Origin of the sequence: Sorangium sp. So ce375 (assembly GCF_051473855.1) — a bacterium.
Taxonomy (GTDB): domain Bacteria; phylum Myxococcota_A; class Polyangia; order Polyangiales; family Polyangiaceae; genus Sorangium.
Map to the genome: position 1 here is coordinate 6,896,379 of NZ_CP150335.1, position 16,110 is coordinate 6,912,488.

The 16,110-nt window shown below is 68.5% G+C and carries 8 protein-coding genes; 4 read left to right on the forward strand and 4 right to left on the reverse strand.

The genetic code is table 11. The annotated features are described in order from the left end of the window. Positions 1-84 precede the first annotated feature (84 nt). Entirely contained in the window at positions 85-1,884 is a 1,800-nt protein-coding gene (locus tag WME90_RS25580) for a protein kinase domain-containing protein (protein ID WP_437274608.1), read from the reverse strand. A gap of 441 nt (positions 1,885-2,325) precedes the next feature. Here WME90_RS25580 and WME90_RS25585 point away from each other — a divergent pair, with 441 nt between their 5' ends. Beyond that, complete coding sequence (locus WME90_RS25585) at positions 2,326-3,084, forward strand: type IV pili methyl-accepting chemotaxis transducer N-terminal domain-containing protein (RefSeq protein ID WP_437274609.1); 759 nt, start codon at positions 2,326-2,328, stop codon at positions 3,082-3,084. 50 nt (positions 3,085-3,134) lie between these two features. Here the strand turns inward: WME90_RS25585 and WME90_RS25590 are convergent, their stop codons facing one another. Together WME90_RS25590 and WME90_RS25595 are read right to left on the reverse strand one after the other, a co-directional pair. Beyond that, positions 3,135-5,429 (reverse strand): multiheme c-type cytochrome, encoded by a 2,295-nt coding sequence (locus tag WME90_RS25590; protein WP_437274610.1) that lies wholly within the window; start codon positions 5,427-5,429, stop codon positions 3,135-3,137. An 80-nt stretch (positions 5,430-5,509) separates the two neighbouring features. Then, entirely contained in the window at positions 5,510-7,495 is a 1,986-nt protein-coding gene (locus tag WME90_RS25595; protein WP_437274611.1) for an arylsulfatase, read from the reverse strand. A 549-nt stretch (positions 7,496-8,044) separates the two neighbouring features. Here WME90_RS25595 and WME90_RS25600 point away from each other — a divergent pair. The 3 genes from WME90_RS25600 to WME90_RS25610 all read left to right on the forward strand — a co-directional run bounded on the left by WME90_RS25600 (position 8,045) and on the right by WME90_RS25610 (position 14,226). After that, positions 8,045-8,998, forward strand: a complete 954-nt coding sequence (locus WME90_RS25600) for an ArsR/SmtB family transcription factor (RefSeq protein ID WP_437274612.1) — start codon at positions 8,045-8,047, stop codon at positions 8,996-8,998. Between the two features lie 3 nt (positions 8,999-9,001). Further along, a complete protein-coding gene (gene metH / locus WME90_RS25605; protein WP_437274613.1) occupies positions 9,002-12,841 on the forward strand; it encodes a methionine synthase in 3,840 nt (1,279 codons plus the stop codon). A 647-nt stretch (positions 12,842-13,488) separates the two neighbouring features. After that, positions 13,489-14,226, forward strand: a complete 738-nt coding sequence (locus WME90_RS25610; RefSeq protein ID WP_437274614.1) for a hypothetical protein — start codon at positions 13,489-13,491, stop codon at positions 14,224-14,226. Between the two features lie 54 nt (positions 14,227-14,280). Here WME90_RS25610 and WME90_RS25615 read toward each other — a convergent pair whose 3' ends face one another. Next, complete coding sequence (locus WME90_RS25615; RefSeq protein ID WP_437274615.1) at positions 14,281-15,738, reverse strand: fibronectin type III domain-containing protein; 1,458 nt, start codon at positions 15,736-15,738, stop codon at positions 14,281-14,283. Positions 15,739-16,110 lie beyond the last annotated feature (372 nt).

Here is a 16,110-nt window from a genome sequence, read left to right on the forward strand (position 1 = left end):
GGACCTCGTAGAGCCAAGCGCTCTGGGGGCCTTGCTCGAGCTCATGGTACCCACGCTCGCGAGCGCCTCTCGCAGCGCGCGGCGTCACGGCGTGCTCTCGGCGCGCTCCTCCGACGGCGCTTGCGCGCCGAGCTTCGGCAGCCGAACGTTCAGCGTCTTCGTCTCTCCTGGCTCCACGCTGACGATCAGCGTCTTCGGCGCGTGCCCAGGGGCGGACAGCACGAAGCGGTGCGCCTCACCCACCGTGAGGCCTTCGATCCTCGTGCGATTGCCCTTCCAGAGCTTCCCGTCGACGAAGACGTTGGCCGGCGGATCGACCCAGAGCACCACGGTGGCCGTGAGCCTCTCCAGGTCGGCCACGACCTCTCGGAAGCGCACCTCATCGCTGAGCTTCACGGCGGTTCGGTACGGTTTGTATCCGTCTTTGGTGAGCTTGATATGGAGCTCACGCCCGAGCGACAGCTCGTGGAGCTTGGCGGGCGTGGCGACGGGGTGGCGATCGCCGTTCACCCAGATGGTGCAGCCGTCGGGCTTGCTCGTGACCTCGAGCGAGCCCTTCGCCTCGACCGGCGTGGCCGGCTCCTGACGGATCGCCTGGGCGTCGTGGTACATCGTCATGAGCTCGGCGTGCCGCTCCGAGAGCTGGTGCTGCATGTAGAGGAACCCAGGCACGAGCGCGAGCGCGCTGGCGGCCGGGATGAACGCCGCGACACCTCCCTTGCTCGCCATCGGCGTCAGGCTGCTCAGGGTCGCCGGGCTCGTGCTCGTCGGGGGGCAGCTCTGCGAGCCGGTCGCGCCGCCGCTCATCTCCAGGGACCAGCGCTGCTGCTGCGCCGCGACCACATCGACGAGCTGCCTGACGCCGAGGAGCGCCTCCCTCTGGCGAGCGAGCTTGTCCCGGAAGAGCGACTCCATCCATGCCGTGAGGCCCATCGGCGAGACGGGGATGCGCTCGTCGCGGATGAGCTCCTCGAGCGCGGCCTGCATCTCGCGGGCAGACTGGTAGCGATCCTCGCGCCGCTTCTCGAGCGCGCGCATGACGATCCTCTCCAGCCCCTTCGGGTAGCTGGGCTTGATCGCGCTCGGGAGCGGGTACTCCGAGTCGCGGATCCGGAGGAGCGTCTGCACCTGGCTATCGCCCTTGAACAGCCGCCTGCCGGTCGTCAGCTCGAACAGCATCACGCCGGCGGCGAAGATGTCCGCGCGATGGTCGATGGGCTCCCCCGACACGTGCTCCGGCGCCATGTACGCGAACTTGCCCCTGAGCACGTTCTCGTTCCGCTCTCCGGCCTCGCCGAGCTCGCTCCGCGCAATGCCAAAGTCGACGATCTTCACGTCGCCCGTGTAGCTCACGACCACGTTGCGCGGCGAGATGTCCCGATGGACGATGCCGAGCGACGTGCCGTCGAGGTCGCGCTTGTCATGGATGTACGCGAGCCCCGCGCAGATGCCGAGCAGGATGCCGAGCGCGTGCTCGAGCGGGATCCCTCCCGGGTCGCGCTCCGCCGCCTGGCGCACGATCGAGCCGACGTCCTCGCCGTGGATGTGCTCCATCGCGATGAAATACGTCGTGTCCACCTGCCCGGCGTCGAACGTCTGGACGATGTTGGGATGTGAGAGCGTCGCCGCGACGCGCGCCTCGTGGAGCAACATGTCGATCAACGTCCGCTCCTGGTTCATCCAGGGCAGAATGCGCTTGATCACGACGAGCTTCTCGAATCCGAAGGACGAGCGGTGCAGCGCAAGGAAGAGCTCTGCCATGCCCCCCACCGAGAGCTTCGACAGGAGCGTGTATTTGCCGAACTGTTTCGGCAAGAGCTCAGGTACGCTTCCGGCCGTGCTCGGCGGCGCGCCGTCCGCGGCAAACGCGGTACGCTCTTGCATGAGACATTCTCCTCGTTCCGGAGGACGCCCCGCGAGACCAACCCAAAGGGATCTCGCGAGGAGCGCTCTCAGGCGCGTCTTACCACGGAGCGGCCAAGAGCAGTGATCTTTTTTGATCGCGTCGCCCTGATTCCGTGGAGCGCGGAGCGGCGCGGGCAAAGCCATCTGCGGAAACATGAGCGATACCCATCAGAAAAGCGCGCCACGCGCGCCGATCTCAGAATGAAACAATGAAATGAAGACCACGCAAACCGCGGTGAGCACACCGGCATGCCGACACGCGGCTGACATGTGAACAGGTGGACGCAATCGAGCGCGATCGAGCCGGGTCGCGCCGATAGAAGTGCAAGAACACCTTGGCCTGGCGATCGCGATGGTGTATGAAATCGTAGATTCGAATTCTTGAGCGATGTCTCCGTCCTCGCCCAGGGAGGAAGAACAATGGTGCAGGTTTCCTCTGAGCTCCTGGCGCCGACCCGCCGGTTGACGCGCCTGTACGTCAGCGCGCTGGGCGCGGTGGCGCTCTTGTCGGTCGTGGCCCAGCTCCTCGTGCAACACGCGTTGAACCAGCAGACGAGCGACGCGCACGTCGTCAACGTGGCCGGACGCCAGCGAATGCTCAGCCAGCGGCTCAGCAAGGCGGCGCTCACGTTCCAGGTGACGACGGACCCCGCCGAGCGCAAGGGCCGCGCCGGTGAGCTGGCGCAGGCGATGACGCTCTGGGAGCGGTCGCATCGCGCGCTCCAGAACGGCGATGCCGTGATGGGGTTGCCCGGGAAGAACACGCCGGAGGTGACCGCCATGTTCCAGGCGATCGAGCCGCTCCACCAGAGCATGCTCCGAGACGCAAGGGATCTCCTGGCCGCGGTCGGCGCCGGCGGCGAAAGGCCCGTGGATGCGGCCGCCGTCCAGCCGATCGTCGCCGCCATCCTCGCCGCGGAGCCGGGCTTCCTGAGCGGGATGGACCGGGTCGTCTCTCAATATGCTCACGAGGCGACGGCGCGGATCGAGCGGCTCCGGCTCGTCGAGCTGATCCTGCTGTGTGTCACCTTGGGGGTCTTATTTCTCGAAGGGCTCTATATATTCCGCCCCGCGGTGCGCGAGATCCGGAAGACGATCAGCCACCTCGTCCAGGCCAGGGGGCACCTCGACAACACGGTTCAGGCGCTCCGGGCGATCGCCGGTATCGGACACCCGTGACGCACCTCGGCAGCAGCGGCCGCACCCATGGCAGGCGAGCGGCCAGGATCTCATGGCCGCCCGGGAGGATGCCGGGCGTGAGCGGCCGCGGTGGATGACCGCAAGGCGGTCAGCGCGGCTTGATAGACGGCCTGGAAGCGGGCCTGCTCGGGCGCGAGCTCGGCGGCGCGTTTCAGCGGCTCGAGCGCTTGGTCCTGGCGGCCTTGCCGGACAAGGGCGAGGCCCAGCGAGTGGAGCAGCTCGGCCTGCTCGGGAAGGCGGGTGATGCCGCGCCGAAGCAGCGCGACGCCGTCCGCGTCGCGGCCGAGCTCGCGATAGAGGTCGGCGAGGTTCACGTAGGTGGGGACGTAGCCGGGCTCGATGCGAAGCGCGGCGAGATAGGCCAGCTCGGCGTCGCGCGGCTCGCCCGTGCGGGTGAAGATGAGGCCCAGGTTGTTCTGGGCTTCGGCGCGATCGGCGTGGAGGGTTTGCGTGGCGATGTACTCGCGCAACGCTCCGTCCAGATCCTGCGCGGCGCGCTCGGACAAGGCGCCGAGGTCGACGCCCGCAATCACCCGCGCGGCTTCGATGCGCACGCCGCGCAGGGGGTCGACGAGGAGCGGCGCGGCGACGGCCGCGATGCGACGAGGGTCGTAGCTCTCCAGCGCGCCGAGCGCAGCGCGCCGCAGCAGCGGGTCGGGATCGGCGAGCGCAGCGCGGAGGACGGCGAGCGACGCGGCCGTGGGGGCGGCGCGCAGCGAGGCCAGCGCGGTGGCCCGCGCGATGGCGGGGAGAGCGCGGTCGGTCGCGAGTTCCTGGAGCTGAGCGGCGACGGCCGGATCACGGGGCGCGGTACGCGCGAGAGCGAAGGCCTCGGTAGTTGTCTGGTAGCCCTGCGCGGGGCGGCCGAGCCAGGCTCGCACGGCGTCGGCGGCCCAGCTCGCGGGCTTTTGCGCATGGCAGTCGGTGCACGTGTTGGGGATCCCGACGCGGACCGAGAGATCCGGCCGAGGCACCCGGAAGCCGTGATCGTGACGGACGTCGACGCCCATGTACGTGCGCGCCGGCATGTGGCAGTCGACGCAGCGCGGAGCGGCGGGCGCGCTGGGCGTGACGCTGGCGCTCGCGGCGTGGTGGTGGTGCTCGGGGACATCGAAGCGCGCCGGTTCGTGGCACGATGCGCACAGGCCGTTGCCCTCGGCGCGCAGACGGCCGGCGTGCGGTTCGTGGCAGTCGCTGCACGTGACACCGGCGTTCGCCATCTTGCTCTGCTGGAACGAGCCGTAGGTGAAGACTTCGTCGCTCATCACGCCGTCGGGCGTGTAGAAGGGCGCTGTCAGCAGCTCGAGCGCGACGCTGTCGAGCAGCGGGGCGCCATACCGGAACGGCTGCGAGAGGGACTCTCGGCGGCTGTGGCAGAACGCGCACGTGGCGCTCTCGGTGCCGCTCGAGGCGCTCTTGCGACGCTGCGCGGTGCCGCTGGGCAGCCTTGTCCACGTGGCGTCCTTGCGCTCGTCGAAGCGCACGTCGAGGCCCTTCGACGGATCCGGCGTTCGCGCCCTGGTCCAGTCGAGGTGGCGCGCGCCGCCGCCGTGGCAGCCTTCGCACCCGACGCTGATCTCGGACCAGGTGGTCGTGAAGCGATCCGCGGCCGCGTCGTACCCTTTCGTGACGTGCGTCGAGTGGCACTCGGCGCACATGTGGTTCCAGTTCTGGCTGGCAGCGGTCCAGTGCAGCACGTCGCCGGCGCGCACGCTGTCGCGCTCGTGCAGGTGATACCAGCGCTGCCCGCCGCGCGCCTGGGGGCGCGAGTCCCACGCGAACGGCAGCGCCTGCAAGCGGCCGCCGGGGCCGGCAACGAGGTACTGCTGGAGCGGCTCGACGCCGAAGGTGTACAGCACCTCGTAGCGGTGCAGCTGGCCATCGGGGCCGTCCGTGGTGACCCAGTATTTCCCGTCCTGGTGATCGAAGCGGTGGACGTGCCCAGCGTAACGCAGGCGCGCTCCATCGAAGTTCCCGAGCACGGTGGCGGCGCTCGCGTGCTGCATGGCCCGCGCGTGCTGCGAGCCCTGCCACGCGGCGTGCTCTTCGGCGTGGCACGGCGCGCAGCGGTCGCTGCCGACGAAGCCGGCCGCTGCACGCTCCGGCGAGCGCTCCGCCGGGCTTACCAGCTTTGCAGCAGCCGACGAGGCCTCCGCGGCGTGGCCGCGCGCCGCCCCGGGTTTCGCCCCCGAAGCGCTCGCCGTGGAGGAGGCGGCTGGCGTGAGGGAGGATGCGCTCGTGGGCGCGCGCCAGACCACGAGCCCGGCGAGCGCCAGGGTCAGGACGGCGATGGGCCACGAGCGAACGAGCCGGGGATCAGCCATGGGCGGTGCGGAGGAGAGCACCGCCGCGAGACTCGGGTCGCGCGGAGACGCCCGGATCTCGCGTGCGGCGCTGTGCGCGTTTACTCGGTGAGGATGACGCCGCGATCGGTGGCGTACTTCGTCCACGCGGCGGCGAGCTCGGCCGCCACGTCCGGATGAGCCGCGGAAACGTCGTTGATCTCGCCGCGGTCGGTGGCCAGATCATACAAGCTCCAGGCGCGCGGCGTCGGGCCATAGGGCGCGCTGAGCCACAGCAGCTTCCAGTTGTCGCGGATCACGTAGCGGTGGTTGCCGTGCTCCCAGATCAACGCCTCACCTGGCGCGCGCACGCGGGTCACCCGATCTTCGAGCGCCGGCAAGATCGAGCGCCCGCTGATCGGCTCGACTTCCCTGCCCTTGTACGTGTTCCCCGGATTGGGCACACCGGCCAGCTCGAGCACGGTCGGCAGAAAATCGATCACGTGCGTGGTTCCGTCGAACTGCGGCTTGGCCTGGTGCTGTCCCGGCAGCCGCGCGATGGCCGGAACGGCGATGCCGCCTTCGGTCGTGTAGCTCTTCCACAGCCGGAACGGCGTGGCGCTCACCTCGGCCCAGCGGGGTCCGACGCCGATGTACGAGCCCGGTCGACCCAGGTTCTCGAGCGTGTTCACCACCGGCCCGGAGCGGCTCGGGTCGGTGGCGGCAAAGCCCTCGCGATTGCCACCTTCCGCGCCGTTGTCGGACTGGAAGAAGATGAAGGTGTTCTCGTACTCGCCGACCCGCTTGAGGTACTGGATCAACCGGCCGATGTTGGCGTCGAGGTTCTCGACCATGGCGGCGTAGATCTCCATGCGCCGCGCTTCGTAGATCCTCTCCTCCGGCGTCAGCGCTCCCCAGGTCTTCGGGTCGCTGTCGCCGCTCGGCAGGCGGGGATTCGGCGTGAGCGACTGGGGGATGATGCCGCGGCTCTTGAGCCGCGCGAGGCGCTGCTCGCGGATGGCGTCATAACCCGCGTCGTAGCGGCCGCGGTACCTGTCGATGTACGCGGGCGGAGCCTGAAGCGGCCAGTGCGGCGTTGTGTACGTCGCGAACGCGAAGAACGGCTTGCCGTCGGCTCGGTTGCTCTCGATATACTGGATGAGCTTGTCCGTGTAGAACTCCGTCGCATAGAAGTCGCGCGGCGGCTGCGTGTACACACCGTCCTCGCGATAGAGCTGGGTCTGCGCGGTCGTCGGTGGGTCGGCGAACTCGTTGAAGAACGCCGCCACGCCGGGGAGCAGGACGTACGATCTCTCGAAGCCGCGCGCCGGAGGGCTCTGATCCTCCGCGTCGCCGAGGTGCCACTTGCCGGCGATGTACGTATGGTAGCCGGCGTCTCTCAGGAGCTCGGCGACGGACAGCGCGTTGTCGGTCAGGTAGCCCTCATAGCCGGGCTGCCCTGCTTGCGGTCCAGTACCACCGCCCATGCGGCCCAGCCCGACAGAGTGGCTGTCTGTGCCGGAGACCAGCATCGCGCGGGTCGGCGCGCACAGCGATCCGGAGCGGTGCCCGGTGAGGATGCGGCCTTCCGCGGCGAGTGTATCGAGGTTTGGAGTGCTGATCTCGCCGCCGAACGCGCCGAGGTCCGAGAAGCCCAGATCGTCGGCCACGATCGTGACGATGTTGGGCAGCTCGGCGCCCGTGCCGCCGCCTGCACCGCCGCCGCCCGCACCGCCGCCACCCGTGCCGCCGCCGCCCGCTGCAGTTCCGGCCCCGCCAGCGCCGCCACCGCTGCCCGCACCGCCGGCGCCCGCAGCACCTCCGGCCCCGCCAGCGCCGCCCGCGCCGGCCGCACCTCCGGCGCCTTCGCCCGATGCGCCAGCTTCGCCCGAGCTGCCACCGCTGCCGGCGCCGCCGGTGGCGTTGCCGGTGCTGCCCGTGGCAACGTCCGCCGCGCCGCTCGAGCTGCCGGTCTGACCGGCGCTGCCGATGCTGCCCGAGTCGTCGTCGCTCCCGCAGCCGATCGGGCCGAGCAGCGTGGCGACCAGCCAGGGCCCGCCCGCGAGCGCCGAGCCAATCCATCGATGACGTTCGAAGAACCGCTTCATACCTGTCTCCTTGAGAGTGCTGGAGCGCCGCATGCCGGAGTCGAGCGTCGTCGGAGGCGAGGTTCCGCCATCCCCGCGAAGGGACGCCTCGTTTCGCGCACCGGCCAAAGCTCAGCCGGGCACGCCGCGAGAAGGACGGGCTCTGACGGCGATGAGCCGCGCGGCTCGGCCGTCACGACGAACGGCAGCGCCGCACGTCACCGGGGACGCGGGGAACTGCCTCGCTGTTCTCCTCACCGCAGCTCGCGCCGCGGCGCAGGCGGCTAACTACAGCAAGAACGACGAGCGCTCGTTCGGCAGCACGCGCCAGGCGCCTCCGAGTGAGCGCCGAACGTCCGCGTGGCCATGGAGAAAGGACACATTTGTCCGTTATAACGGATTACATGACGTTATACAAGACATTTCGCACGGCGATGCGACGATCAGGGGTCCTGCCGGTGTTCCGGACCCAGCTCGGCGGCCAGCGTTTCGGTGCTCCTCGGGCACCGGCGCGCTTGACTCCGACAGCCGGGGCTTCTATGACATTCGCACATCTAGATATAGGGATACGTGGGTCTCTCCGAGTACATCGAGACGCTGAACCTCCTCGGGGACGAGAGCCGGATACGGCTCTGCGTGCTCCTCCGCGAGCGCGAGCTGCGGGTGACGGATCTGGTCCGCGTGACGGGCATCGCGCAGTCGCGCGTCTCGACGCACCTCGGGCGGCTCCGCGAAGCGGGGTTCGTCCGGGATAGGCGCCAGGGGCCGCAGTCGTTCTATGCGCTCGCGGTCGACACCCTGCCCGCGACCGCGAAGGCCCTCCTCGACGAGGCCACGAAATCGGCCGATCCGACCCTGGAAGGCGACCAGCGGCGCCTCGAGGAGCTCGACGCCGAGCGGCGCGGCGGCCTCCCGGAGTCTTTCGCCGGCGAGATGGAGCGGCACTACTCCCCGGGCCGCACGTGGCAGTCGCTCGCGGTCGGCATCGCCGCGTTGCTCCGCCTCGGCGACGTCCTCGACGTCGGATCGGGCGACGGCGCGGCGGCCAGCGCGCTCGCGCCGTACTGCCGCTCGCTCACCTGCATCGACTCGAGCAGCCGGATGATCGAGGCCGCGAAAGAGCGATTCTCGACCCAGCCCCACGTCCGCGCCCAGGTCGCGGATGTCCACGACCTGCCGTTCCAAGAGGCCTCCTTCGACTCGGTCCTCGTCTTCCACACGCTGACCTATGCCGAGCACCCGCCACGGGCGCTGGAAGAGTGCGCCCGTGTGCTCCGCCCAGGCGGACGGATGGTGATCCTGACGCTCGACGCGCACCAGCAGCGGGAGGTCACCGCGCCCTTTGGCGAGCGCCACCCCGGCTTCTCGCCCTCCGACCTCCGCGCCATGCTCACCGGCGTGAAGCTCGATGTCGTCGCGTCCGACGTCGCCTGCCGCGAGGCGAAGAAGCCACATTTTCAGGTCGTGCTCGCCATCGCCGACAAACCGACCCCGGGTCCCTCCAAGCACGCCAAACGAGGCTGATTCATGACGTCCAACACCCCCGCGCCTCCCGTCCATCCACTCCAGAAGCTCCTCCAGAGCCGCATCGTCATCATCGACGGGGCGATGGGGACGACCATCCGCACCTACGGGATGAAGGAAGCGGACATCCGGGGCGAGCGATTCGCGGACTCGAAGAAAGACCTGCTGAACAACGGCGATCTGTTCTCGCTCACGCAGCCGAAGATGATCTGCGATATCCACCGGCGGTTCCTCGAGGCCGGCGCGGACATCATCGAGACGAACACCTTCGGCGCGACGAGCATCACCCAGAGCGAGTTCTTCGTGGACGACCCGCGGGAGCACGGCGGGCGGAAGGACCCGGCCTTCTATCAACGGATCATCGAGGATCAATTCCTCAACGACCTCGCCTGGGAGATCAACGAGCAGTCCGCGCGGCAGTGCCGCGAATGGGCGGATCGCGTGGCGAACGCCGACGGGCGGCAGCGGTTCGTCGCGGGCGCCATCGGCCCGCTCACCGTCTCCCTGTCCAACTCCCCGGACGCCGACGACCCCGGCTTCCGCGTCATGACGTTCGATCAGGTGAAAGACGCGTACATTCACCAGATCCGCGCCTTGATCGCCGGCGGCTCCGACGTGCTGCTGGTCGAGACCATCTTCGACTCGCTCAACGCGAAGGCCGCGCTCGTCGCCATTCGAGAGGTGTTCGACAAGGACGGCAAAGAGCTGCCGGTGATGATCTCGGCGGCGGTCGGGCGCGGCGGAGAGACGATGATCTCCGCGCAGACGGTCGAGGCGTTCTGGAACGCGGTGAAGCACGTGAACCCGCTCGCCATCGGGCTGAACTGCTCGCTCGGCCCGGACCTGATGTATCCGTTCCTGTCCGACCTCTCGGAGAAGTCCAGCGCCGCGATCTCCTGCTACCCGAACGCCGGCCTGCCGAACCCGCTCTCGCCCACGGGCTTCGATCTGGAGCCGCCGGACATGGCGCGCCACATCGGCGGCTTCGCGGAGGCAGGCCTCCTCAACATCGCCGGCGGCTGCTGCGGCAATACGCCCGAGCACATCGCTGCCATCGCCAAGGCGCTCGCCGGCAAGCCCCCGCGCGACCTCACGCCCAAGGCCGCCCCTGACACCCCGCCCGGCGGCGCGCCCTCGTCCGGCCCGCCGAACCCCCTGCGCCTGTCCGGCTCGCAGCCGTTCACGCAGCAGCCCGGCGTTTACATGATCCTGGGCGAGCGCACCAACGTCGCCGGGTCGCCGAAGTTCGCGAAGCTCATCAAGGAGGGGAAATTCGAAGAGGCGGTGAGCATCGCGCGCCAGCAGGTCGAGAACGGCGCCAACGTCATCGATATCTGCATGGACGAGGGCATGATCGACGGCGCCTCCGCGATGACGCGCTTCTTGCTGCTCCTGGCCAGCGAGCCCGAGGTGGCGAAGGTCCCGTTCATGGTGGACTCCTCGAAGTGGGAGGTCATCGAGGCGGGCCTCAAGTGCATGCAAGGCAAGGGCATCGTGAACTCCATCTCCCTCAAGGAGGGTGAGGCGAAGTTCCGCGAGAACGCGAAGACCATCCTCAAGTACGGCGCCGCCGTCGTGGTCATGGCCTTTGACGAGCAAGGGCAGGCCGCCACCTACGAGGACAAGATCCGGATCTGCAAGCGGGCGTACGGCATCCTCGTCGACGAGGTGGGGTTTCCTCCCGAGGACATCATCTTCGATCCGAACATCCTCACGGTCGCCACCGGCATGGAGGAGCACAACAACTACGCCGTCGACTTCATCGAGGCGACCCGCTGGATCAAGCAGAACCTGCCGCACGCCAAGGTCAGCGGCGGCGTGTCGAACATCTCGTTCAGCTTTCGCGGCAACAACCGGGTGCGCGAGGCCATGCACTCGGCGTTCCTCTACCATGCCATCCAGGCCGGCATGGACATGGGCATCGTCAACGCGGGCATGCTCGAGGTGTACGAGGAGATCGAGCCGGAGCTCCGCGAGCTCGTCGAGGACGTGCTGCTCAACCGGCGTCCGGACGCCACGGAGCGCCTCGTCGATTTCGGCGAAGCGCTGAAGGCCAAGAGCGCCGGCGCCGCCGCGACCGAGAAGAAAGAAGAGGAGTGGCGCAAAGGCACCGTCGAGGAGCGGCTGTCGCACGCGCTGGTCAAGGGCATCGACACGTACATCGATATCGACACCGAGGACGCGCGCGCCAAGCTCGGCCGCCCGCTCGCCGTGATCGAGGGCCCGCTGATGGACGGAATGAGCGTCGTCGGAGACCTCTTCGGCGCCGGCAAGATGTTCCTGCCGCAGGTTGTGAAATCGGCCCGCGTGATGAAGAAGGCCGTCGCGTACCTCACGCCGTTCATGGAGGAAGAGAAGGCGGCGATGGCCGCCGCCGGACAGGAGGTGAAGACGCAGGGGAAGATCGTCCTCGCCACGGTGAAGGGCGATGTCCACGACATCGGCAAGAACATCGTGGGCGTCGTGCTCGCGTGCAACAACTACGAGGTGATCGACATGGGCGTCATGGTCCCGTGCGAGAAGATCCTCGAGCGCGCCAAGCAAGAGAAGGCGGATCTGATCGGCCTGAGCGGGCTGATCACGCCGTCGCTCGACGAGATGATCCACGTCGCCCGCGAGATGGAGCGGCAGAACTTCAAGCTGCCGCTCTTGATCGGCGGGGCGACGACCAGCAAGGCGCACACCGCCGTGAAGGTGGCCCCGCATTATAGCGAGCCGGTCGTTCACGTGGTCGACGCGAGCCGCGCCGTGCCCGTCACGACGAGCCTCCTCAGCGAGGAGGGCAAGCCGGCGTTCGTCGCCCAGCACCGCGCCGAGTACGAGAGGCTCCGGAAGCTCCACGCGGCGCCGAAGCACAAGCTCGTCCCCATCGAGGCCGCGCGCGCGAACCGGACGCGGATCGAATGGCGGGCCGAGGATCTGCCGGTGCCCGAGTTCACCGGTGTGCGCGTGCTCGAGGACTTCCCGCTCGCCACCTTGCGCGAGTACATCGACTGGACGCCGTTCTTCCACACGTGGGAGCTGAAGGGTGTCTATCCGCGGATCCTGGAGCACGAGAAATACGGCGAGCAAGCGCGCCAGCTCTTCTCCGAGGCGAACGCGTTGCTCGACGTGATCATCGAGAAGAAGCTGCTGACGGCGCGCGGCGTGTACGGCTTCTTCGCCGCGAGCGCCGTGGGCGACGACGTGGAGGTGTACACGGACGGGACGCGCAAGGAGGTGCTCGAGCGGCTTCACTTCCTGCGCCAGCAGACGGCGAAGGAGAACGGCGAGCCGAACCGGTCGCTCGTGGATTTCATCGCGCCCAAGGAGACCGGCCTCAAGGACCACATCGCCGGCTTCGCGGTGACCGCCGGGATCGGCCTGAAGGAGCTGTGCGAGCGGTTCAGGGCGAGCCAGGACGACTACAACGCCATCATGGCCGAGGCGCTCGCTGATCGCCTGGCCGAGGCGTTCGCCGAGTGCCTGCACAAGCGGGTGCGCGACGAGTGGGGTTATGGCCGGCAGGAGGACCTGACAAAGAGCGAGCTCATCGAGGAGAAATACCGCGGTATCAGGCCCGCGGCGGGGTACCCCGCGTGCCCGGATCACACGGAGAAGGGCGCGCTCTGGCGGCTGCTCGACGTCGAGAAGAACACCGGCATCCAGATCACCGAGTCGTTCGCGATGTGGCCCGGCTCCAGCGTGAGCGGGCTGTACTTCGCGCACCCGGAGGCCCGGTACTTCAGCCTGGGCAAGATCGACCGTGACCAGGTGGTCGACTACCACGTCCGCAAGGGCATGACCGTCGCGGAGGTCGAGCGCTGGCTCGGCCCGAACCTCAACTACGACGCGTCAAACTAGCTGGCGACTGCGCCCCCTCGTCGCGCCCACGCCGCTGCTGGGCCGAGGGCGGCGCAGGTCGCCTCGCCATCCGAACGAGCTCGGGGCCGTCGATATCTGCTCTGGGCCGACGCGGAGCGGCTGCGGCTCTCCCGCTCTGAGGTCGAGGCGGCCGGACGCGCCAGCGTTTCAGCGCCTGCCGCCGTCAATTGGCCGGATTTCCGGCGCGCCGGACATCCGCATGGAAAGGCGGCAGCATTCGCCACATTTCGGGCAGCGCATCTCGTCCGGCATGATGAGCGACACGCCAAGTTGGACGAGATATATCAGCGTGAGAGCGCCCCCCATGGCGCCGGCTGTCCGCGGTGAGTCGCATCAGGTCCTTCGAGGGCGACTCTAGGTGATCCACGAATCACGCCGTGGAGGGCAGCGTGAGACGTCACAGCTGCGCCATATTGGACCGTGCTCGCGCCCCGCCCATCCATATATGCGCAACTTTTCTGCGACCGTTGACGTAGCGAATGACGCGAAAGCATGTTATGCACGACACGAAGATAAAATAATTTCTGCGCGCCAGCCGCGCGTCAGTTTTCACTAGGAGAACATCATTCATGAAATTTGGTACCAGACATCGTGGTGCTGCTCGCTCGAGGCTCCTTGCGGCCTCGGTGATCCTTGGATTATTCGCGGCATCCGGGTGCACCGTCGAGCTCGAAGCGCCGCCCGCGTCGTCCGAGGACGAAGGGACCTTCATCGCCGCCGAGCCGGAGGAGGATGCCCTGGGCACGTCCGAGGACGCGCTCGTCAGCGGAACCGTATCGGCGATCGGTGGCTGTCCCGGCGCTTATCCGTCGTGCTCCACGTGCGGCTCCTACGCGTGCGGCCAGACGTGCTGCGCCACGGAGCGGGAGCCTGGCTTCCAGATCTCGTACCCGGATGACTGCTCGAGCTGGACTCGCCCGTCGTGGCAGCCGACGAGCGATCCGCCGCTCGTGTGCCACATCGATCCGGACAGGCACTGGGATGGCGTCGAGATCGAGATCTACGCGGCGAAGCGCTATCAAGACACGAGCTGCGCGCCGCAGGCGAGCCGGTGGCAAAAGGACAAAGTCGCGGAGGTCGGTTGCAGCTGGTGGACCGCCCTCACGGACGGGAGCACCTGCGGACGGCGCGTGCTGAACAAGGTGACCGAGCTCGCGGGCGCGGGGTATGTGCCGTACCTCCCGAACCCGGAGGGCGACAACTGCCCCACCGGCTCCGCGCCGCCCCCGCCACTGCCGCCGCCGCCGCCGCCCCCGCCGCCGCCTCCGCCCCCCAACGACGATCCGTGCAGCACCTGCCGCGCAGGGACCTCGTGCTTCTGTGGCGACGACGTGTGCCGCCCGAGGACGCAGTACTGCCCCTGATCCGATCGACGAGGGCCATCGCCCGAAATGGACTGGACCCCACGGCAGCGTAGATCAGGGGCGCACGACGAGTGATTTGACGATGCCCCCGAGACCCCCGAGCCCCGGTTGCACGCGGGGCCCGCCCGATCTCGGCACGGCCTCGATCGAGAGGCCGCCCTCGGGTGTCACGTTGACGCGGCACTGCGCGCCGACGTCGAGGTTCTGCGAGATCTCCTCCCAGGCTGCCTCCACGCCCCGCCGGACCTTGTAGTCCAGTATCTCGAGCAGACCGAGACCCAGGATCTCATAGTACCAATCGGAGTCCGCATCGACCTCGAGGTTGCTCGTGACGATGCTGAGCGCGCCGTCAGCGCACACGAAATCCAGATCGAAATCGACGTCCACCTCGGGGTCGGGCAGCCAGGTGTCGTAGGCCAGATCGAGGTCGACGTGGGCCGTCGTGCACTCGGCTTGGCTCGCCGGGCAGCCGCGGGTGATCTCCACGGCAGGGCCGTACAGGTTGCCCCAGTACAGGTCCTCGCCGTGCAGCGAATCACCGACCAGGGCCTCGACCCGGCTCACCAGCTCCTCGTTGGGGATGCCGAACGCCAGCAGGATCTGGGCGGCGGTGTGATTGTAGCCAGCCCAGGCCGGATGGGCGCGTAGCTCCGCATGGCTGACGGTGAGCGTCGGGGAATGGCCGCCGTCGGTGTCGAGCCAGTGGCAGCTGGACGCAGCCCCGAAGTCGCGATCGAAGACCTCCATGCCGTTCACCAGGAGCGAGAAGCCCTGCACGCACAGAGCGTCATCGCCCTCCTTGGACAGGGTGATCTGCGTGATGTCCCCGATGTCGTCGATGGAGTCGAGGTTCAGATCGTACGCGAACGTGCTGCCGCGTTCGAAGTCGTCACGCCCGTAGTCCATGTACGTGATGTTGCCGGACGGCACGGCGCCGCCGTTCAGACGTGCGAACACCGCATCATCCGTGTTGGCGTCGCTGCGATCGGCCACGCGCACCTCGAGCTGCGCCCGCCAGACTCGATAACCCCGGCCGTCGCGCGAGAACACGCAGCGCTCCGGCGAGAAGCGCTGGCCGTACTGGTTGTACGCGCGCACACGATAGCAATAGGACGTATCCGGGGTGAGGCCCGAATCGGTGAAGCTGGCCGTCGCGCCCGAGCTCAGGGCGCCAAAACTGCGCCGCGTTACCCAGCTCGTCGAGCCCCCGCCGCGCCGCTGCAGTTGATAGCCCGTTTCGTAGGGTGAAGAATCGCGGAAGGACAGCGCGACCGTCGTCGCGGCGCGCTCGCCGACGCTGACACCGGAGGGCGCCGCGGGCGGTTGTGTCGAGGGATCGACAGGGTCGAGCACCGGCCCGCCGTCGCCGATCGGCGGCAAGGGGGGCAGGGCAAACGCGGTGCCCGCGAGGCTCAGCGCGGTGAGCGTCAAACCCAGCGTGAGCGCACCACGCTGCCCCGCCCGTGCTGACATGATGGAAGCCGATCGGCTGAAGTGCTGGTTCGAGAACATGACGTCGTCCCTTCTCTCGAGGATCGCCTCGTGCGACGCGAGCAGACCGTCCCGCTCCCCGCCGGCAACCTGGGCGATGCGATGCGCGCCGCTCATGCAAGCTCGAGACCAGCGAGCGCCGCGGCGCCGAAGGCCTACGGGGATGCACGCCTGTCCGGCGCCTCGCAGACCTCGACGGCCGCCCATCACGTGCTTTGCACCGGGTCGCGCGTGACGCCGCCCCCCCGGCCCGTGAGACAATGCCAATCTCTCGCCGGGCGCCGGCGCCGCGAAGTGGTCGGCCTACCCGGCCATTGGCCGCACGTGGCCGGCCACCTCTCGGCGGCACAACGGCGGCCTCGACAGCGTTCTCAGTGACTTCGTACGAACCTG